Annotated in this window: 15 protein-coding genes; 14 read left to right on the plus strand and 1 reads right to left on the minus strand. The window is 64.4% G+C overall.

Annotation, left to right across the window (positions count from 1 at the left end; translation table 11 throughout):
- The first annotated feature begins 305 nt into the window (after positions 1-305).
- Both E8A74_RS36735 and E8A74_RS36740 read left to right on the plus strand, forming a co-directional pair.
- Positions 306-926 carry a nuclear transport factor 2 family protein gene (locus E8A74_RS36735; RefSeq protein ID WP_136933755.1) on the plus strand — a complete coding sequence of 207 codons (621 nt, stop codon included), beginning with the start codon at positions 306-308 and terminating at the stop codon, positions 924-926.
- Between the two features lie 78 nt (positions 927-1,004).
- Positions 1,005-2,216, plus strand: a complete 1,212-nt coding sequence (locus tag E8A74_RS36740; protein WP_136933756.1) for an STAS domain-containing protein — start codon at positions 1,005-1,007, stop codon at positions 2,214-2,216.
- A 19-nt stretch (positions 2,217-2,235) separates the two neighbouring features.
- Here the strand turns inward: E8A74_RS36740 and E8A74_RS36745 are convergent, their stop codons facing one another.
- The gene (locus E8A74_RS36745; RefSeq protein WP_136933757.1) at positions 2,236-2,670 is read right to left on the minus strand and encodes a nuclear transport factor 2 family protein; all 435 of its coding nucleotides are present in this window, start codon (positions 2,668-2,670) and stop codon (positions 2,236-2,238) included.
- 321 nt (positions 2,671-2,991) lie between these two features.
- Here E8A74_RS36745 and E8A74_RS36750 point away from each other — a divergent pair, with 321 nt between their 5' ends.
- From E8A74_RS36750 to E8A74_RS36800, 12 genes are all read left to right on the plus strand, one after another.
- Entirely contained in the window at positions 2,992-4,074 is a 1,083-nt protein-coding gene (locus E8A74_RS36750; RefSeq protein ID WP_136933758.1) for an efflux RND transporter periplasmic adaptor subunit, read from the plus strand.
- A complete protein-coding gene (locus E8A74_RS36755; protein WP_136933759.1) occupies positions 4,071-7,247 on the plus strand; it encodes an efflux RND transporter permease subunit in 3,177 nt (1,058 codons plus the stop codon). Before E8A74_RS36750 ends, E8A74_RS36755 begins: the two co-directional genes overlap by 4 nt.
- Positions 7,234-8,691, plus strand: coding sequence for a TolC family protein (locus E8A74_RS36760; protein ID WP_136933760.1), 1,458 nt, complete (start codon positions 7,234-7,236; stop codon positions 8,689-8,691). The genes E8A74_RS36755 and E8A74_RS36760 overlap by 14 nt, the downstream gene beginning before the upstream one ends.
- 108 nt (positions 8,692-8,799) lie before the next feature.
- The gene (locus E8A74_RS53160; RefSeq protein ID WP_170229646.1) at positions 8,800-8,949 is read left to right on the plus strand and encodes a hypothetical protein; all 150 of its coding nucleotides are present in this window, start codon (positions 8,800-8,802) and stop codon (positions 8,947-8,949) included.
- A 158-nt stretch (positions 8,950-9,107) separates the two neighbouring features.
- The gene (locus E8A74_RS53165) at positions 9,108-10,127 is read left to right on the plus strand and encodes a hypothetical protein (RefSeq protein WP_170229642.1); all 1,020 of its coding nucleotides are present in this window, start codon (positions 9,108-9,110) and stop codon (positions 10,125-10,127) included.
- Positions 10,128-10,410: 283 nt separating this feature from the next.
- On the plus strand, positions 10,411-11,328 hold the full coding sequence (locus E8A74_RS36770; RefSeq protein ID WP_136933761.1) for a hypothetical protein: 918 nt from the start codon (positions 10,411-10,413) through the stop codon (positions 11,326-11,328).
- A gap of 299 nt (positions 11,329-11,627) precedes the next feature.
- Positions 11,628-12,230: an RNA polymerase sigma factor gene (locus tag E8A74_RS36775; protein ID WP_136933762.1), complete on the plus strand. Its 603-nt coding sequence runs from the start codon at positions 11,628-11,630 to the stop codon at positions 12,228-12,230.
- On the plus strand, positions 12,227-13,003 hold the full coding sequence (locus E8A74_RS36780; RefSeq protein WP_136933763.1) for a hypothetical protein: 777 nt from the start codon (positions 12,227-12,229) through the stop codon (positions 13,001-13,003). The genes E8A74_RS36775 and E8A74_RS36780 overlap by 4 nt, the downstream gene beginning before the upstream one ends.
- Positions 13,004-13,021: 18 nt before the next feature.
- Positions 13,022-14,428: an FG-GAP repeat domain-containing protein gene (locus tag E8A74_RS36785; protein WP_136933764.1), complete on the plus strand. Its 1,407-nt coding sequence runs from the start codon at positions 13,022-13,024 to the stop codon at positions 14,426-14,428.
- Positions 14,429-14,472: 44 nt separating this feature from the next.
- Positions 14,473-15,912 carry a hypothetical protein gene (locus tag E8A74_RS36790; protein ID WP_136933765.1) on the plus strand — a complete coding sequence of 480 codons (1,440 nt, stop codon included), beginning with the start codon at positions 14,473-14,475 and terminating at the stop codon, positions 15,910-15,912.
- 237 nt (positions 15,913-16,149) lie between these two features.
- Positions 16,150-16,962, plus strand: coding sequence for a hypothetical protein (locus E8A74_RS36795; protein ID WP_136933766.1), 813 nt, complete (start codon positions 16,150-16,152; stop codon positions 16,960-16,962).
- A 573-nt stretch (positions 16,963-17,535) separates the two neighbouring features.
- Entirely contained in the window at positions 17,536-20,331 is a 2,796-nt protein-coding gene (locus tag E8A74_RS36800) for an MYXO-CTERM sorting domain-containing protein (protein ID WP_136933767.1), read from the plus strand.
- Positions 20,332-20,357: the final 26 nt, after the last annotated feature.

Below are 20,357 nucleotides of genomic sequence, written 5' to 3' on the forward strand. Positions count from 1 at the left end.
CGTGGCTCTCCAAGCGTTCGAACACCCACGCGTCACGCGCGCTTGCTGCCCTTCGAACGTTCGACCCCTCGCACGCGACAGATTCCGCCGCGAAACGCAGCGCGCCCCTGCCCAGGCGACGCGGGGAAGCTCGGCGTCGAGGCCGAAGGACCACGCGCGGTCGCCACGTGTCCCCAGGTAGAAGATTGCGTCCTGGTGGAAATGCGCCGTGTCGTTGGATTCTCGACGGGACACATGGAACGCTTGATCTCCTGCGCGAATCTTTTTAGTGTGACTGAAGGGGGCCGTACTGGAGGAGGTACACAATGGAGCAGAGCAGCCGTTCGGGGTCACGGGCTTCTTGGGGGCGCGTCGGAGCTGCGTTGTGCGCGGGGGCCATTGCCGCGAGCGCCTTGGGGGCGGCGACGCCTGCCGAGGGCGGCCATCCCGGGGGCGGGCATGGGAATGCCGGGGGGCAAGGGCTCGCGCGCCTCCTCGACGAGGCTGAAATCGAAAAGCTGACCTACTGTTATGCCGCCGGGACCGACGCCATCGGGCGCGGCGAGCTGGAGGTGGGCCGGGGCCTGTACCAGAAATGCTTCACGCCGAACGCCGTGCTGGAGGCCTATTACCCCGGTGACGACCCCAATGGCCCCCCGAGCCTGACCTCCAATCCCACCGCGTGGGCCGACGTCGCGAACAACGAGTTCACCACGAACGGCTACGTCTCGACGCAGCACTTGAACGGCAATGTCGTGATCAACGTGCAGGGGAACACGGCGACGATGTCGACCTACCTCACCGCGACCCACGTCGTGGATCCTTCCGGTATCGTCGACCTGGCGCACGGGACCTACGAGGACATCGTCGTGCGTACGCCCCACGGCTGGAAGATCGCAAAACGGACGCTGCGCCTGCTCACCTACATGCGCGTCCAATCGCCCTGACCCAGCATCCAACCCCGGGGGGGTTCGGGTTGTCTCGGGACAACGCCGAGCACGGCACGCGCGGATGAGGTTCGCCCCATGTCTCCCATGCACGACGAGCACAAGATCCAATTCGAGCACTTCTTCGAGACGTCCAGGGACCTGCTCTGCGTGCTGAGTGGCGAGGGGCGGCTGATCCGCACCAACGAGACGTTTCGGAGCACGCTCGGGTATACGGAGTCCTCCCTCGTGGGCGCGGAGCTCACCCGGCTCGTGCATCCCGACGAAGCCGCGCCGCTCTCCGCGTTCCTGCGCCCGCGCGAGGAGGGAGACGCGTCATTGAAGCTCGACGCGGGGTTCCTGCACCGGGATTTGAGCTACCGGACGCTGCTCTTTTCGTTTCGCCGCGTGGCCGGTGATACGAAGGTCTACGGGGCCGGGCTCGAGGTCGAGGCGCAGGAACCCGTGGACGAATGGGAGAGGCGGCGGGATCTCCTCCAGAAGATGCAAGCGACGGGGCGCGTCGGGGGATGGGACGTGGATTGCACGACGGGACGCCAGTTCTGGACCGAGGAGACGTACCGGATCCACGAGGTGCCGATCGGATTCAATCCGAACGTGGACAATGGGATCTCGTTTTACGCGCCGGAACACCAGTCGATCATCACGGAGGCCTTCGGCGCCTGCGTGGGCGAGGGCAAGCCCTACGATCTGGAGTTGCAGATCGTCACCGCGAAGGGCCGCAGGCTCTGGGTGCGCACCGCGGGCACGGCGGTGATGGAGAACGGGAAGGTGACCCGGGTCATCGGGGCCTTCCAGGACATCGACGATTTCAAGCGCCGCGAGAACGAGGTCGAAGAGAAGCTCGCGATCATCGCGCAGCAGCGGTCGGAGATTCACGCGCTCTCCGTGCCGGTCATTCAGGTATGGGACGACGTCCTCGCGCTGCCGGTCGTCGGCGGGCTCGACGAGGCGCGCGCGTCCGAAATCACGACGCGGCTGCTCGACGCGGTCGTGTCGACCCGAGCGCGGTTCGCGATCCTGGACCTGACCGGGGTGGAGGCCGTGGACGCGGGGACGGCGGAGCGGCTCTCGGGCATCCTCCGCGCCATTCAGCTCCTCGGGGCGGAGGGGCTCGTCACGGGGATCCGGCCCGCCGTGGCGCAGACCTTCACGTGCCTCGCCACAGGGTTCGCGGGCGCGAGGACGCTCAGCAACCTGCGCGAGGCCATCAAGGTATGCATGCGGGGGAGCGCGCGGCGCATCGACACGCGGCAGGGCCCTGTCGAGAAGCTGCCACGCGTGCGGTAGCCCGGCGATTCGTGTCCTTTCAGGACGCTGCCGCGGGCGGACCTGCGTGCGGCGCGTCGTAGGCCTGGCTCAGCGCGCCGAGGTTCTCGACCACGAGGATGTGGCAGATCTTGTCGCCGCGGAACGTGCACACGACGGCCCACTCCGTGAAGAAGACGGCGCCATTCTTCACCACGCGCAACGTCTCGTCGCCGGTCACCACGGCCTTCTCGTCGTTGGCGAAGAAGTCATGGACGTTGAGCCCTACGTGCTCGACTGCGGAGGGCATCCCACGGAAATACTCCGCGACCCCATTCTTGCCCCGGAACTCGCCGCTGAGGGGCGTCCCTGGCCCGATCGAGAGCTTGTAGACGATATCGTCGGTGAGGCTCGAAAGCAGAATTTGCGGGTCCCCCGTGGCCGCGAACTCCTTGAAGATGGCACGTAGCAGCGTGATCTTTTCGTCGGCGGTCATCCTGATCTCCTTCGTGTTGCGGACGTGACGATACACGAAACGAGGGCGTCGCGCGCGGCTGCACCTGTGTCTCCACCACGCGCCCGCTGTCCAGGGCCAACGGCCCCGGGCGGGGAGGGGACCCAGCCCGGAACGAACCGAACATCCCTGGCAAAACGAGAGCCGGCAGGATCCGTGTGGCTGTACGCCCAGCCGCGCACGCCCTCAGCGTAACCCCGAGTACAGGGTTTCGGAAGATCAGATATGCTGGAAACGGATACATAAGAAACTTTTTTCACGCGTGGATGGAACCGCGGCGACCGTCGTGCCGACTTATCTGCGATGAACCGCCCCCCCACGCCCTTCCTCTTGGTCGCCGCCTTCTTGGTGGTGGGGTGCCACCACGAACATCAAGAGCCGCAGGAACATGGCAAGTTCCTCGTGACGCGTCCTCTTCGGAAAGGCACCGAGCTCACCCGGGACTACGTCGCACAAATCCGCGCGATCCAGCACATCGAGGTGCGTGCTCTCGAAAAGGGCTACCTGCAAGGGACCTTCATTGACGAGGGCCATCAGGTCGCGAAGGGCGCGAAGATGTTCCAAATCATGCCCATGATTTACCAGGCAGAGGTGCAGAAGGCCGACGCGGAGGCGCAGCTCTCGGAGATCGAGCTCAGAAACACGAAGCTCCTCGCCGATAAGAACGTCGTGTCCCCCAACGAGCTCGCCCTGGCCAAGGCGAAGCTCAGCAAGGCGAAGGCCGAAGTGGCGCTCGCGGCGACGCACAAATCGATGACCGAGATGCGGGCGCCGTTCGACGGCCTCGTGGGGCGCTTTTACGTGCGGATGGGCAGCCTGGTCGACGAGGGGGACCTGCTCACGACGCTCTCCGACAACAGCAAGGTCTGGGTGTACTTCAGCGTCAGCGAGGTGGAGTACCTCAAATACGAATCTCAGCCGGAAGAGGAGAGGATCACCACCGTGAAGCTCCAGATGGCGGATGGCCAGGTCTTCGATCAACCCGGCACGGTGGAGACGATCGAGGCCGATTTCAACAACCAGACCGGGAGCCTCGCGTTTCGGGCCACGTTCCCCAATCCCAAGGGGCTGCTCCGACATGGCGAGACGGGCAAGATCCTGATGGAGGTGCCGCTCAAGCACGCCTTGCTCATTCCGCAGAAGGCGACCTTCGACGTGCTCGACAAGAAGTTCGTCTTCGTCATCGACGAAAAGAACGTCATCCACTCGCGCCCCATCACCATCGCCGCGGAGATGCCGCAGGTCTTCGTGGTCGCGAGTGGCCTCGAAGAACACGACAAGATCCTCGTGGAAGGCCTGCGCAAGGTCCGGGACGGCGTCGCGATCGAGGTCGATTACAAGGAACCTTCCGACGTGTTCGCGCACCTGGAGGTGCCAGCGGAATGAGCCTGACGTCCAAGTTCATCCATCGCCCGGTCATGGCGATGGTCCTGTCCATCGTGCTCGTGTTCCTGGGCATCCTGGCCATGCGCTCGCGCCCGGTCTCGCAGTTTCCCGAGATCTCGCCGCCTCGTGTCATGGTTTCGTTGACATTCCCGGGCGCGAGCGCGGACGTCCTGGTCCAGTCCTCGATCATCACCCTGGAGCGCGCCATCAACGGCGTTCCGGGCATGATCTACATGATCTCCGACGCCACGAGCGCCGGCGAGGCGACGATCCAGGTCGTGTTCAAGCTGGACGCGGACCCGAACGAGGCCGTCGTCAACGTCAAGAATCGCATCGATCAGGTCATCAGCCGACTTCCGACGCTCGTGCAGCTCGAAGGTGTCGTCATGAACCGCGTGCAGCCCAGCATGCTCATGTACGTGAACCTTTACAGCGAGGAGAAGACGGCCGATGAGAAGTTTCTTTACAACTTCGCCAATGCCAACCTCCTGCCCGAGTTGAGCCGCGTCGACGGGATCGCGCAGACCCGGATCCTCGGCTCCCGGCAGTACGCCATGCGCATCTGGCTCAATCCGGACAAGATGCGGGCGTACAACGTCTCGACCGAGGACGTGATGAAGGCGATCCGCGAGCAAAGCGTGATCGGGTCGCCAGGACGTCTCGGGCAGGCCACCGGCGTGAAGGCGCAGTCGCTCGAATACGTTCTCACCTACGAGGGCAGGTTCAACAAGCCCGAGCAATACGAGAAGATCATCATCCGGGCGAACGAAAACGGCGAACAGCTCCACCTCAAGGACATTGCGAAGGTCGAGCTCGGGAGCGAGTTCTTCGACATCTATTCGAATCTCGACGGTCACCCCTCCGCGGCGATCGTGCTGAAGCAGACCTACGGGAGCAATGCGAGCGAGGTCATCGAGAACGTCAAGGCCAAGCTGGAGGAGCTCAAGAAGACCTCGTTCCCTGCCGGGATGAACTACGAGATCAACTACGACGTTGCGAGCTTCCTCGATGCGTCGATGGAGAAGGTCCTCCACACGCTCGGTGAGGCCTTTGTCCTCGTGTCGCTCGTCGTGTTCCTCTTCCTCGGGGACGTTCGCTCGACATTGATCCCGGCCCTGGCCGTCCCCGTCTCGCTCATCGGCGCCTTCGTCTTCATGCAGATGTTCGGGATCACCATCAACCTGATCACGCTCTTCGCGCTCGTCCTCGCGATCGGCGTCGTCGTCGACGACGCGATCGTCGTCGTCGAGGCGGTGCACGTGAAGATGGCGGAGGAGGGGCTATCGCCGTACAACGCCGTCAAGAAGGTCCTCGGGGAGATCAGCGGCGCCGTCATCGCGATCACCCTGATGATGACCGCGGTCTTCGTGCCCGTGGCCTTCATGACCGGGCCGGTGGGCATTTTCTATCGTCAGTTCTCGATCACGATGGCCTCTGCCATCGTGCTCTCCGGCATCGTCGCGCTGACCCTGACGCCTGTCCTCTGCGCGATGATCCTGAAGAATACGCACGGTCAGCCGAAGAAGCGGACGCCGATCGGCATCTTCCTCGATGCGTTCAATCGCACCTTCGACGCCGGGACCAACGTCTACGTCCGCCTGCTCCGGAAGCTGGTGAATCGAAGGCTCGTCACGTTCGGCATCCTGCTCGCGTTCGGCTTTGGTGTCCTGCAATTGAACCGGGTCCTTCCGGCCGGCTTCGTGCCCAACGAGGACCAGGGGCAGATCTACGCGATCATCCAGACGCCCCCGGGCACGACCCTGGAGCAAACGAACGACGTCTCGCGAGAGCTGCAGGGCATGGCGAAGGGCGTGGACGGTGTCGCCTCGGTCTCCTCCCTCGCGGGTTATGAGATCCTGACCGAGGGACGTGGCTCGAACGCGGGCACCTGCCTCATCAACCTGAAGCCGTGGTCCGAGCGTACGCGCTCTGTCACCCAGATCATCGAGGAGCTGGAGCAAAAGGCGAAGGACATCGGCGCGATTGTCGAGTTCTTCGAGCCGCCGGCCGTCCCGGGCTACGGCGCCGCGAGTGGCTTCTCGCTCCGCCTCTTGGACAAGAACAACGAGACGGATTACCAGGACTTCGATCGCGTCCAGAGAGACTTCATGGATCAGCTTGGGAAGCGGAAGGAGCTGACCGGGCTCTTCAGCTTCTTCGCGGCGAATTATCCGCAGTACGAGCTCGAGATCGACAACGAGCTGGCGATGCAAAAGGGCGTCTCGATCAAGAACGCCATGGATAACCTCAACATCCTCATCGGCAGCACCTACGAGCAGGGGTTCATTCGCTTCGGCAACTTTTTCAAGGTGTATACCCAGGCGGCGCCGGAGTTCCGGCGATTCCCCTCGGATCTCATGAATCTCTACGTCAAGAACGACAAGGAAGAGATGGTGCCGTACTCGGCCTTCATGAAGCTGAGGAAGACGCAGGGACCGAACGAGGCCACGCGCTTCAACATGTACAACTCCGCGGCGATCCGGGGCGGTCCGGCGAAGGGGTACACGAGCGGCGATGCGATTGCTGCTGTCCGTGAGGTCGCCGCGAAGACGTTGCCACGCGGCTACGACATCGCGTGGGAGGGCCTCTCCTACGACGAGGCGAAGCGTGGGAACGAGGCCGTCTACATCTTCCTGGTCGTTCTCGCATTCCTGTACCTGGTGCTCGCTGTCCAATACGAGAGCTTCGTCCTCCCGCTGGCGGTCATCTGCTCGTTGCCCGTGGGCGTGTTCGGCTCCTTCCTGATGCTGAAGCTCCTCGGCCTGGCGAACGATATTTACGCGCAAGTTGGGCTCATCATGCTGGTGGGCCTCCTCGGCAAGAACGCAGTCCTCATCGTCGAGTTTGCCGTCCAGGCACACCACAACGGAGCGTCGGTGATGGAGGCAGCGATCCAGGGAGCGAAGGCGCGCTTCCGCCCCATCTTGATGACCTCTTTTGCCTTCATCGCGGGCCTGGTTCCCCTCGTCCTCGCGACGGGGCCGGGCGCCATCGGCAACCGCACCATCGGCGCGTCGGCGCTCGGGGGAATGCTCTTCGGCACCGTCTTCGGCGTGGTCGTCGTGCCGGGTCTGTACTTCATCTTCGGGACGCTCGCGGAACGTAGGCGCCTGATCCAGGGCGAAGAAGACGAACCCTTGACCGAGAACGTGAGCCATTATGCGGAGGGGTAGGACAGGATCGTCATCGTCGGTCGCCGCGCTGGCGTGGTTGTGCTTCTTCGCGGCGGGCTGCATCCCCTCTCTGGAAGGAAACGAGCCCAGGGAGCCGAGCAAGGCGATTCCGGCGAGCTTCGGGCGTGCGAGCAGCACCGCGGGCGCTTCGTCCTCGCCCGCGAGCTCGACGCAGACGGTGTGGCGTACCTTCTTCGACGACGCCGAGCTTCGGGCGCTCATCGAAATGGCGCTCGCGAAAAACCAGGAGCTGAACATCCAGCTCCAGGAGATCATCATCGCCCGCAACGAAGTGTCGGCGCGGCAAGGTGATTACCTCCCGAAGGTGGGCGTCGGGGCGGGGGTCGGCGTCGAGAGGATGGGAAAGAACACGAGCCAGGGCATCAGCGACGAAAGCCATGGGCTGCCGCAGAACCTGGGGGACTTCACGTTCGGATTCTGGGGCTCGTGGGAGATCGACGTCTGGGGGAAGCTGCGGGATGCCACGAAGTCGGCCGACCTCCGCTACCTCGCGACCATGGAAGGCCGGAATTTCATGGTGACGCAAATCGTCGCCGAAATCGCCAGCTCTTATTTCGAGCTGGTCGCCATCGACAACCAGCTCGACGTCCTGAAACGGAACGTCGAGATCCTCGGGGACGCGCTGGAGATCATCAAGCTGGAGAAGCAGGCGGCCCGGGTCACGGAGCTGGCGGTGCAGAGGTTCGAGGCGGAGGTGTTGAAGAACAAGAGCCGCCTCTACGGCCTCGAACAGGAGAAAGTTCAGATCGAGAACAAGATCAACTTCCTGGTCGGTCGTTACCCGCAGGCCGTGCGCCGAAACGATCAGAAGCTCAAGGACCCTCTGCCGAAGGTGACGTCGGGGCTTCCTTCCGATCTCTTGAAGAATCGCCCGGACATCCGGCAAGCCGAGCTGGAGCTTCAGGCCACGAAGCTGGACGTGCAGGTGGCGAAGGCGGAGTTTTACCCTTCGCTCAGCATCGACGCAGCGGTCGGTTACAGGTCGTTCAACGTCAAGCACCTCCTCGTGACGCCGGACTCGCTCATCTACAACCTGGCGGGGAATCTCACGGCGCCGCTCTTGAACCGGAAAGCGATAGAGGCCCAGTATCGTTCGGTGAACGCCCAGCAGCTTCAGGCGGTGTTCAACTACGAGAGGACACTCCTGCAAGCGTTCACCGACGTCGCGAATCAACTTTCGCTGGTCGAAAACCTTCAAAAAGTTTATGACCTCCAGGCGCAGCAGGTGGAGGTGCTCACCCGGTCGAGTGAAACGTCCACGGTCCTCTTTCAATCTGCGCGCGCTGACTATGTGGAGGTTCTGCTGACCCGGCGGGATTCGCTGGACGCGGAGATGGAGCTGATCGAGACGAAGAAGCGGCAATGGCTGGCCGTGGTTCATCTCTATCAAGCGCTCGGGGGTGGGTGGCGTTCCGGCGGTTAGAGCGCCTCGCCCCTCCGCGCGGATCTTCTCACGCGTCTTCCTCCCGGCCCGGTGATCGTCATGTCCCGTGAAGGGTCCGCGGCTTCCCAGGGGCCCTATCGAGGCGACGTGCTTCCTGAAGACCTCGAGATCCTCCCCGGGGAGCGCGCCGAAGTTCTCGCCCGCGAGCGCTGGGTTTCCCTTTCCCCGATGGACGCAGTCACGCTCGCCGTGCTTCTCGTTGCCTCGATGCCGCTCGTGGCTTTCTGGCATGGGTGACGTGCTGGGAGCTTGGTGACGCCACGTCAGCCCGACGGGAAATGCCGGGTCGGGGGTTCCGGAGTCCGTAGCGGAAGAGGATTCCGGTCCGCCTGACCCGGGGGCGCCGACCCCGCGGACTTGCGACACGAGACCCGTGCAAGTAACTAACGTTCGCCTTGATACGTCCAACCCCGTTCCTCTCTGCGTGCATCATGGCGGCGTTCGTTCTGGCCGCGCCGAGCGTGGGCGCTGAACCCGCATGCAACCTGGTGAAGTTCGTCTGGTCACGTGAAGCCGGTGCGGAGAGCTGCCCGGACCAGGCGGAGATCGAGCAGGAGATCACGGCGCGCCTTGGCCGCGACGTGTTCTCGAGTTGTGCCGACCGCTCCATCCAAGCGCGTCTCATCCGGCAGGAGAAGAACGGGCGCTGGATAGCCCAGATTGAAGAGCGCGAGGGTGCCCGCCTCCTCACGTCCCGGGCACCCCTCCACGTGGACGCGCCGGATTGCACCCCCATCAAGGACGCGAGCGTCTTCGTGATCGCGGTGCTCATCGATCCCGAGGCGGCATCGTCGCCGCCGCCGCCGCCATTTCCCTCGCCGCCGCCACCCCCGCCGCCACCCCCGCCGCCGCCGCCACCGCGACGGCCCCCGCCGCCTTCACGGCCACCGCCTCTGGCGCCCATGACGATGACGCTCATCGCGCGAGGAGCTGCTCGGTACGGACTTCTGCCGGGTGTGGCGCCCGAGGTGGCGCTCTTCGCCGGCGTGGGCAAAGGGCGGTGGGAAGCCTCGGTGGGCTTGTCGTGGATGCCCGAGGTCCGGACGTCCGAGGACGCGTTTGCCTTCGGTCTCAACGCGGTGTGGCTCGGGGGGTGCTTCCATCCGCTGCGCTTCTGGCGGGCCACGTTCTCGACGTGCGGGCATGTCCTCGGCGGCGCCGTGCATGGCGTCGTCGTCAAGCTCGAGTCCTTCGAACCGGTTGCCACAGGGGAGCACGCCTGGGCCGCAGTTTCGCTGTCGCCGCGGCTCCGGCTTCGCCTTGTTTCTCCGCTCGTCGTCGAGCTTGGCGGGGACGTCACCCTGCCCCTTACCCGCCACCGTTTCCACGTCGAGGGGGACCCTCCGGAGACCGTCTTCGAGCAGACGGTGATCGGCGGTTCCGGGTTTGTGGGGGTCGGCTTGTCGATTCCGTGACGCGCGGGGCGAGCTGAGGGGAAGAGGAGGAACGTGGACGGCGTGTTCCGCAGGAGCCGACGGCTTTTCAGGGCGGCCTTGGGGGAGCCCGCCCTCGGCGGTGGAGCAACCGCTCGACGTGGTCGCGGTTCAAGCGGGCGGAGCTGTAAGGAACTGCTCGACGAGCTCGACCGCGACAAGCGCGTGGTGCTCGTGATGTTCGAGAACGACAGATGGGTGCGAGGAGATCTCCGCGTGTGCTGCGGTGGGTGCCGCGGCGTAGCTACCTCCGCTCAAAAATTGTATGAACAAAAATATTTCTCATCCTATCGGGATTCGATTCGGGGCCGCAGCCATGCTGGTCTTCGTTGGATGCTCACTCGATATTGGAATCGCGCGTCCTTGGGCCTCGACCTCACCGGATGCGGGCACCAACGGGGGCGGCAGCATGGCTGAGGGTGGCGGCGGGGCTGTTGGGATTGGAGGCAGCAGCATGGCTGAGGGTGGCGGCGGGGCTGTTGGGATTGGAGGCAGCAGCATGGCTGAGGGGAGCGGCGGGGCTGTTGGGATTGGGGGCAGCAGCGTGGCTGGGTGCGTCGACGGGGCAGCAGGGGCAGTCAAGGAGACGATCAGCATCGGTGCCGAAGAGACCGTCATGATCGGGACGACGGGTCTCCCGGGAAGCGCCTTCAAGGGTGATACTTCCCTCCGGCTCTGCAACTTCTTAGATAAACAGGTTGCGTACAATGACGACGCGGCATGCAACCTCAACACGGGCTCCTTGATTTCGTTTACGTCTCCGTATGGGGTATCGCAGGATTTTGTTCTATGGGTTGGCTGTATCGATACACCATGCGGGCCGAATGCGGTGCGGATTGCTCGAAGGGATCCGGTGGTATTCTCTTATGCGTTCCAAGATGCCAACAGCACCGCCGAACAGACGTACACTCTGGAGGCCAGCCAGTACATTCGTGTCAGCACTTGCGGCTATGCTGCTGACGGCGCCGAAGCCATTGGTGATACAGTCTTGCGCCTCTACCGAGACGTGGAGGGAACCTGGGTGTACGTGGCCGGAAACGACAATACATCGGCATGCCAAGGCCAGTGCGAACTCGCATCCATGATCCAGTACGTGGTCCCTGCATCCGGCAAATATCAAGTGCGTGCCGGTTGTGCAACGGACGAAGCATGTAGCGGCACGGTCGTGCTCTACAGGCAATGAGTGGCACCTCGCGCTTTGCCAGGCACAGAGAGCTGTCCGGACCAAGCGGAGATCGAGCGGGAGAACACGACACGACTCGGCTGCGACGCGCCTCGGCCGCGACGTGTTCTGTGTGACGCCGTTCGCTCCACCGAGCGCGTATCCCCCGGGAGGAGGAGTCACCCGCTGCCGCTTCCACGTCGAGGGGGACCCTCCGGAGACCGTCTTCGAACAGACGGTGATCGCGGGCTCCGGGTTTGTGGGGGGCGGCCTGTCGATTCCGTGAAGCACTGGGCGAGCTGAGCGGAAGAGGGGGGCACGTGGACGGCGTGTTCCGCATGATTCGATTGTTTCCATGGGCGGCCCGAGGGAGCCCGCCCTCGGCGGTGGAGCGCCCGCTCGACGTCGTCGCGGTTCACGCGGAGTACGCCGACTTCGTCTTCCGATCCCTGCAGCGGCTCGGGGTTCGTCCTCCGGATCTCGACGATCTGAGACAGGAGGTGTTCCTCGTCGTCCACAAGCGGCTGCACACGTTCGATACGGGCAGTCCGATGCAGGCCTGGCTCTTCGGGATCTGCAAGAACATCGTCGCCCGCCATCGGCAACGGGCCTACGTGCGGCGCGAGACGACGGCGATCCCGGTGCCCGAGACGAGCTCCGAGGGGGTCCTGCCGAGCCCCGAGGAGAGCCTCGCGACGAAGCAGGCGCGCGCCGAGTTGGAGGAGCTGCTCGACGAGCTCGACCTCGACAAGCGCGCCGTGCTCGTGATGTTCGAGATCGACGAGTTGGGGTGCGAGGAGATCGCCGAGGAGCTGGGCGTGCCGGTGGGGACGGTGCACTCGCGGCTCCACAAGGCTCGGAAGGCGTTCGAGAAGGCCCTCGTGCGTCGCCAGGCGCGCCTCTCGCGGGGGGGGCGCCGATGAAGGAGCCGACGCGATGGAGAGATGCCGGCGGTTCGGCTCCGCCGCGCGTGCGGGAGCTCTTCACGAGCGCTCAACCGACGCGGAAGATGACGCAGCTCGAGCTGGCGCGGTCGACCGCGCAGGTTGCGCAGATTGCGGCAACACCTGTGGGGGTTTTGCCGGGGGTTCTCGCGAAAAAGATCGTGATGGCGATTCTGGGGATCGGCGGCGCGGTCGCGCTGGTCGTCGCGCCTCGTGTCGGGCAGGACGTCCCGCTCATGCTCAAGGTGGCGGAGCCGATCGAGCGTGTGGGAGCGACGGTGGAGGCGGCGGGCTCGGGAGGGCCTGCGCCGGAGGAGCCAGGGAAGAGCGGCGAGCGCTCGACGGAGGGGATGGAGTCGCGCGCCACGCCGGCAGCGAGCCGTCCGGCGCCATTGCCCAAGAAACCGGCCAGGGGTTCGGTCACGAAGAAAGTTGCGCCTCCCATGCCGTCGCCGCCGGTTTCGGCGGAGCCTGTCATGGAGGACTCGATCACCCGTGAGATTGTGATGTTGGAGGAAGCGCGGCGCCTCATGGCGACGAGCCCCTCGGAGGCGCTCGGTCGCGTCGAGGCGCATGCGCGGGAGTTTCCCGCGGGGCGGCTCGCGGCGGAGCGGGAGTTTCTTGCGATTGACGCGCTGCTTAGGCTCGGGCGCAAAGGCGAGGCCCGGGCGAGAGGCGAGGCTCTGCTCGAGCGATCGAGCGGGACGCCGTACGAAGTGAGGGTGCGGCGGAAGCTCGACGAGATGCGCTGATTTGGAGAGAGGCGAACCATGCGAGGAATGCAATTGATGGGCTATCGTGTGAGGGCTGGGCTTCTGGTCCTGGGAATGGTGACGGGGTGTGCGCCGGAGGAACATGAGGCGAATGGCCCAAGCGGCGCGGTGAAGCAGGGGCCCGGAGCCGAAACGGACGGGGAGCCGCAGTCGGCTACGTCGGGCATGAAGCCGATGTCGACGTCGAAGGTTCCGGGGTATCCACAGTCGATGGTGGCGCGTGATTTTAATGGAGATGATAAGCTGGATATCGCCGCCATCGTCTGCGAAACTGTCGCCGATGCGACGGACATGAGTGGCTGGGGTGAGTGTAGCTGGGCTGATTGCTCCGTCATCACGCTGTTCGGGAATGGCGACGGGACCTTCGAGGAGCCGCCCGTCGCGCTGCCCCTTGGCTCCTACAGAACCTATCGGGATCTCGAGGCAGGCGATTTCGACGGTGACGGGAACCAGGATCTCATTGCGCTGGCCGGGCCCGACGGGTTCGCCGTGGCATTTTGGCATGGCTTCGGTGGAAAGGAGGTACCGTTTGGTGCTCCCGTCGAAACGATCGGGTGCAGCACTTGGACGGATCAGGATTGGTTGTTGTCTTGGGGGGACAACTGGACGCCTGACATGGTACGACCGTGGCTTCCCGTGCCTGGAAAATTCGGAAACGACGCGGCGACGGATGTGCTCGTATTTGGCGCAGAGTGTGATGCGTTCGTGCTGGAACACGGCAAGAATGTCGTTGGCAGCATTGACGATTCATCATGGTTCTTGTCGCTGGGTATGCCAAGCGCGGCTGTTGTTGCGGGCGATTTTTGCGAAGACGGGACGAGTGATCTCATATTTGGGGGGCAACTCCACTGCGGCGTCGTTGGCGACCCATTCCAGTTTGCTCTCTCGGATTCCTACGATCCATTTGGCAATCGAGTTCATCCTTCGGATGAGCCATGGGTGACGTCGTATGAACCTGAGACAAGGTTGCTCTTGACAACGGACCTAAACGGTGATGGGCATCTGGATCTCGTGGGCCTTCTTGGTTATATAGATGGTCCCCAGCATATCGCTACCTTTCGCGGAAACGGGGAAGGCACATTCTTTTCGTCCGCTCGTCTTGACGTCGGCGAAGCGACGCAGTGGACGTGGCCTCAATTGCAGACTGGCGATTTCGATGGGAATGGCAATGCCGACGTCGTTTACTTGTTCGAGGCCGAGCCTTCGAGACACGTGATTGTGGTCCTGCTAGGTGACGGACAGGGCAAACTGGTGAATCATGGCAAAATTGTCTACCCGAGTGAATCTCACGTGAATGCCGTGGGAGACTTCGACGGCGACCATGTGACGGACATCGCCCTTGCATACGGCTGGGGCATATCCACCGTGGCCGGTTCCACCCTCGTGTCGGCCGCCAAACATTGAGCGCACGGGCGGGCATCTTCAGCCTCCACGGTGTCCACGGCTCCATGAACAAGCGCGTCTCGTGCCGTCAAAGCAACGTCCGTCTCGGTGCCGTAACTGCGCTGCTCCTCGCCGGATGCACGACCGATGTCGACATTGCGCGTTCTCGGGGCGAACGCTGCACAAGTGGCCAAGCTTTCGGGGTTGACCCAGGAGGCGCGCAGGCTTGCAAACGCGGTGCGTGCGTCTGGAGCAAGCGATTCGACTCCCAGTACCGGAGCAGCGTTGCGTCTGCCACCCTCGATCGTAGCGGGAACTTGCTCATCGCTGGTCAGTTTCAAGGCAATCTCGACTTGGGCGGTGAGCCGCTCAAGTCGGCGACCGGGGCATGGTACTTGGCCAAGCGAGACGCGCAAGGTAACCACGTATGGAGCAAGCAGCTTCGTGGTAGTGTATTGGACATCATGTCTGTCGCGACCGACCCGTGGGAGAACGTCGTGCTTACGGGCGCGGTCGATGGCATCGTCGATTTTGGTGGAGGCCCGCTACATCCGGCAGGGGGGAGGCAACGTGATATGTTCGTCGCCAAATTCGCTGCTGACGGCAGTTACCGATGGAGCAAGCTCTTCGGCGTAGACCATGCATATGATTGTGCACGACAAGTGAAAATAGATGCCATGGGGAGCGTGATTGTATGTGGTATCCGTGAAAACGAAGACGATACCGCAGAGGGGATTCTACTCAAGCTCAAAGAAGACGGTAACGACCACTGGAAGACGAAGCTCGCAGGTGGTAGCAAATTTATGGACATAAGCTGTGCGGCTGATTCGGTGGGAAACGTTTTTGTTGGCGGGAACTCCGCGTTGCCATTGCGTGTCGACGGGTATGGCTTGACCAAAAGCGGATCGCTCGCGATGTTCTTGGCAAAATTTGACGCGAATGGCAAGCCCCTTTGGAACAAACAACTCGATCGCGACGGGGACATCAGTTCCTTCGATGATGTTGCCGTCGACTCCCAGGGAGGCGTTATTGTCGTCGGCTCGCTCGCCGGCGTCGCCAATTTGAGCGGGTGTCCCCTCGTCTCTGATCCAGAGGGCAGCGAAGCGTTCATGGCGAAGTTCGACGCCATGGGGAACCATGTTCGGACCACGCAGATCCGAAGCATTCGAGCGCCATCATTGATGACGGCTGGGGCAGGTGCTACAATTGTTGGCGGATACGTTCACGATGACACGCTGCCTGAAGCAACCGATCGCGATCTTCATCTGGACGGCTGCCCTCTCGCGAATGGATCGGCAAGCGCGTTCCTGTTCAAGCTCGATGATGCCGGGGATATTCGCCGGATTTATTTCTTGGACCGAACATGGGCAGGCGGCGCGGCCGCAATCGATCAAGACCACAATATCTTCCTCGCCGGTTCCTTCGAGGGCACGATCGACCTCGGCTGCGGTCCGATGACGAGCGTTGGGGACGAGGACATCGTCATCGCCAAGCTCGCGCCCTGACGCCCCAGTCTCGAAACGTGTGGCGCTCGATCCGATTTTGTGAAGGAAAAGCGCCTTCGCGCGGAAGTACATCCAGAACAACCACCTGCGACGTGGAAGCACGTGCGACGTGCCTTCAGGACGAGTCCTGAAGAAACCTCGCGGCGCAGGCGGACAAAGTGGAACGGGCGCACAGGGCGAGCCAGGTGTGGGGCCATCGATCCACCCTGCGCACTGCGAATGTGAAAGGAAATGTGCATGAAGCGTTTGACGACTCTCGTGATGATGGTTCTCGTGGGTGCGGGCTGTGCAGCGGAGGCAGCGGATGAAGGAGAGGGCGCCCTGGAGGGCAACCCGGGCGAGGAGAGCGTCGCGGAGGCCGAGCAAGCGCTCCATCTCTACGACTACTCCGCCTCGGACACCAACAGCGCTGCGAACGAGGCCAACGTCAAGAAGAAGACGATCAGCATCGGCGCCGGAGAGACCGTCATGATCGGGACGACGGTTCTCCCGGGAGCCCTCTTCAAAGGAGATACGTATCTCCGGCTTTACAATTTTCTCGACAAGCAGGCTGCGTCCAATGACGACTCGGCATGCGCCCAGAACTCGGGATCCCTGATCGCGTTCACATCTCCGTATGGGACGAAGGAAAACTTCGTTCTCTGGGGTGGCTGCTACGGCAACGATGCATGCGGGCCGAATTCGGTGCAAATTGCCCGGAGGGATCCGGTCGTCTTCTCGTATAGCGCCCAAGATACCAACAATGCCGCGGTCAACACCACCAATAAGACGTACTCCCTGACGGCCAACCAGATCGTTCGCGTCAGCACTTGCAACTATGCTGCTCACGGCGCGAAGGCCACCGGGGATACCTATTTGCGCCTCTACCGGGAAGTGGAGGGGACGTGGGTTTACGTGGCGGGGAACGACAATACATCTGCATGCGCAGACCAGTGCGATCTCGCATCCCTGATCCAGTACACGGTCCCCGCGACCGGTAAATATCAAGTGCGTGCCGGCTGCGCAGACGCCAAAGAATGTAGCGGCACGGTCGTGCTCTACAGGCAATAAGCGGGGCCTCATGGGCCACTGCGGCGGCGTCGATGTTGCCAGCCGCCGCCGCTCCCGCGTCTTCAAACGTCCCACCCCCCTCGCGTCACGGTAGCTCGCGCCCGTTCGAACGTTCGAACCCCCACGCGTCACCGTCTCCTGCGGCTCTCCAAACGCCCGAACCCCGGCGCGTCACGGTCGCTCGTGGGTCTCCAAGCGTTCGAACACCCACGCGTCACCATCTCCCGAGCCGATCCGAACGTTTCCCCACCCACGCGTCACGGTCGCTCGTGGGTCTCCAAGCGTTCGAACCCCCACGCGTCACGTTCTCCTGCCACCGTTCGAACGTTCGAACACCCTCACGCACCGAAAACCCGCGGACCCCGCAGGACTGAGGACACGTCCGCGCGCGCCTTCCTCGCGCGCATGCGGAGCTCCCACCAGTCCGCATGATCCGCGCAGGATCCCGGCGGTGTTTCCTTGAAGCGATGGCCGAGGCGCGTCGTCTAGGCACAGTCAGGGTGGACCCCTACGAGCCGCGCGCGTCGGTGCCCGACACCTGATGTGACGAATCCAAAACGAAGGCTTCCCCTCATGAACTTTGAACGACAGAGCTTCGGGCCGTGGCCGGGTCGTATCCTCGGCCCGGTCATGATCACCATGCTTGCCGCTTGCAGCGACGCCACGCCCGCCGAGGGCATGGCCGCACCCGCGAGCGCCCCTGCCGAGGCGGCGCGGGGAGGATCGGCAGCAATGCCAAAAGCCCTGCGCGCGGCCTACATCACCTCCGTGCAGCAGCATGCCTCGGAGCAGTATGCCGCCGTGGCGCTCGCGCCGGGGCTCGTGCGCGCCGAGAACGAGGCGCAGCGATGGGGGACGACGCTCGACAGCGCAGGTGTCTCCCTTTCGTCGGACGACGGCGCGTGGACCTTCGGAATGCGCGCGGCGGGGCTCGGCTGCGAGGGCCAGGTGACGGCGCTCGGCGCGGCGGCGCCCGCGGTGGAGGGGAACCGCATTCGTTATGAGCGCGACGGCCTGGAAGAATGGTACGTGAACGGGCCGCTCGGGCTCGAACAGGGGTTCGTCCTGCGGTCGGCCCCCGCGTGCGCCGGGACGAAGGTCGTGGCCATCGAGCTTGGCGGGGATTGGCAGGGAGAGCTCGTGGACGAGGACGGGGACGGCCTTGGGGAGGCGCTTTCGCTGCGGGACAACGAAGGGCGCGCGACGCTCCGGTATACCGACCTGTACGTGAAGGACGCGGCGGGCAAGGAGCTGCCGGCGTGGCTGTCGCTCGATAAGGGGCGGGTCGTGATTCACGTGGACGACGCGGGGGCCGTGTATCCGGTGGAGATCGATCCGCTGATGGCCATTCATCTCGGGAAGCTGTGGCCGGACTTCGGGTCGGTCATCAATTTTGGCAACGCGCTTTCGTTCTCAGGGGACACGGCGCTCGTGGGGGCGCGTAGCGACGGCGGCATCAACCCCTACTCCGGCTCGGCCTACGTGTTCGTGCGCAGCAGCCAGGGGCTCTGGACCCAGCAGGCCAAGCTCTTGGCGGATGACGGAGCGACGTATGATCAGTTCGGCTGGTCGGTGGCGCTCTCGGGGGACACGGCGCTCGTGGGGGCGAACTACGACAACGCCACGGGCCCCTATTCCGGCTCGGCCTACGTGTTCGTGCGCAGCGGCGGGGTCTGGACCCAGCAGGCCAGGCTCGTGGGGAGCGGAGGGGCGGAGGTCGAATTCGGTACTTCGGTGGCACTCGCGGGGGAGACGGCGCTCGTGGGGTCGATTGGCGAGGGCGGGTATTCCGGCGCGGCCTACGTATTCGTGCGCAGCGGTGCTGTTTGGACCCAGCAGGCCAGGCTCGTGGCGAGCGACGGGGAGGCGGAGGACCGCGTCGGCTCTTCGGTGGCGCTCACGGGGGACACGGCGCTCGTCGGGGCGATCGGCGACGACGACAAGGGAGAGAATGCCGGCGCGGCCTACGTGTTCGTGCGCAGCGGTGCTGTTTGGACCCAGCAGGCCAAGCTCTTGGCGAACGACGGGATGGGGAATGACTGGCTCGGCTACTCGGCCGCGCTTTCGGAGGATACGGCGCTCGTGGGAGCGCATCGCGACGAGTTCGGTTTCTCGAATCGCAACGCGGCCTATGTGTTCGTGCAGAGCGATAAGGTCTGGACCCAGCAGGCGAAGCTCGTGAGCGGCGCGGCGTTGGATGAGCGATTCGGCGCTTCGGTCGCGCTCCAGGGGGATCTGGCGGTCGTGGGGGCCACGCTCCCCGGCCGGGCGTACGTGTTCGCGCGGAGCGGGGGCGTGTGGACCAAGGAGGCGATGCTCGAGGATACGAGCGGGTGGGGGAACGAAAAGTTCGGCGCCGCGGTCGCCATCTCCGGGGAGACGATCCTCGTGGGAGAGCCCGTCGGGCCTTCGGGGGTTGGCGATGTCCATATCTTCGGCCCTGCGCTGAGCCTGGGCACGCCGTGCGGAAGTGGTGCCGTCTGCGCGAGCGGTTTTTGCGTGAATGGCGTCTGCTGCGATACGGCATGTGGTGGAGACGCGATCGGGGACTGCCAGGCGTGCAGCGTGGCGGCGGGCGCGGCGGTGGACGGGACGTGCGGGCCCCTCGCGGCGGGCACGGTATGCCGCGCGTCCGCGGGCGCGTGCGACGCGGCCGAGACCTGCGATGGGGTCGCGCACGATTGCCCAGCGGAAGCGAAGGTCGCGGCGGGCACGGTCTGCCGCGCGTCCGCGGGCGCGTGCGACGCGGCCGAGACCTGCGACGGGGCCGGAAACGATTGCCCCGCGGATGAGAAGGTCGCGGCAGGGACCGAATGCCGCGCGGCGCCGGGCGCGTGCGACGTGGCCGAGAGCTGCGATGGGGTCGCGGACGATTGCCCCGCGGACGAGAAGGTCGCGGCACGGACCGAATGCCGCGCGTCGGTAGGCGTATGCGATGTGGTCGAGTTCTGTGACGGCACCGTGAAAGGGTGCCCCGCGGACGTGAGGGTCGCGGCGGGCACGGTCTGCCGCGCGTCGGCGGGCGTGTGCGACGTGGCGGAGACCTGCGACGGCCACGCCCTGGATTGCCCTGCGGATGGAGTCGCCGTCGATGGAACACCTTGCGCGGCCGGCGTCTGCGAAGGCGGCACGTGCGTCGAGGGGGCAGGCGGTGCGGGCGGCGCAGGCGGCGCGGGTGGCGCGGGTGGAATGGCGGGCGCGGGTGGCTCCGGGGGGATGGCCGGCGCGGGCGGCGCGGGCGGCAGCGCGCCATCCGAGGACGGTGGCTGCGGATGCCGGACGGCGCCGCAGACAGGGAGCTCGTCCGCGCTGTCGGCGCTGGCGCTCGGGCTTATGTTCGCATGGCGGAGGCGCGAGCGGCGCGCGTGAAGCCGCGCCTATTCCCTGAGACCCAT

This window comes from Polyangium fumosum (assembly GCF_005144585.1).
GTDB lineage: Bacteria > Myxococcota_A > Polyangia > Polyangiales > Polyangiaceae > Polyangium > Polyangium fumosum.

Bases quoted from the DNA above. Each gene is read 5' to 3' on its own strand.
- E8A74_RS36735 (WP_136933755.1), top strand. From the start codon at position 306: ATGGAGCAGAGCAGCCGTTCGGGGTCACGGGCTTCTTGGGGGCGCGTC.
- E8A74_RS36740 (WP_136933756.1), top strand. From the start codon at position 1,005: ATGTCTCCCATGCACGACGAGCACAAGATCCAATTCGAGCACTTCTTC.
- E8A74_RS36745 (WP_136933757.1), bottom strand. From the start codon at position 2,670: ATGACCGCCGACGAAAAGATCACGCTGCTACGTGCCATCTTCAAGGAG.
- E8A74_RS36750 (WP_136933758.1), top strand. From the start codon at position 2,992: ATGAACCGCCCCCCCACGCCCTTCCTCTTGGTCGCCGCCTTCTTGGTG.
- E8A74_RS36755 (WP_136933759.1), top strand. From the start codon at position 4,071: ATGAGCCTGACGTCCAAGTTCATCCATCGCCCGGTCATGGCGATGGTC.
- E8A74_RS36760 (WP_136933760.1), top strand. From the start codon at position 7,234: ATGCGGAGGGGTAGGACAGGATCGTCATCGTCGGTCGCCGCGCTGGCG.
- E8A74_RS36770 (WP_136933761.1), top strand. From the start codon at position 10,411: ATGAACAAAAATATTTCTCATCCTATCGGGATTCGATTCGGGGCCGCA.
- E8A74_RS36780 (WP_136933763.1), top strand. From the start codon at position 12,227: ATGAAGGAGCCGACGCGATGGAGAGATGCCGGCGGTTCGGCTCCGCCG.
- E8A74_RS36785 (WP_136933764.1), top strand. From the start codon at position 13,022: ATGCGAGGAATGCAATTGATGGGCTATCGTGTGAGGGCTGGGCTTCTG.
- E8A74_RS36790 (WP_136933765.1), top strand. From the start codon at position 14,473: ATGAACAAGCGCGTCTCGTGCCGTCAAAGCAACGTCCGTCTCGGTGCC.
- E8A74_RS36795 (WP_136933766.1), top strand. From the start codon at position 16,150: ATGAAGCGTTTGACGACTCTCGTGATGATGGTTCTCGTGGGTGCGGGC.
- E8A74_RS36800 (WP_136933767.1), top strand. From the start codon at position 17,536: ATGAACTTTGAACGACAGAGCTTCGGGCCGTGGCCGGGTCGTATCCTC.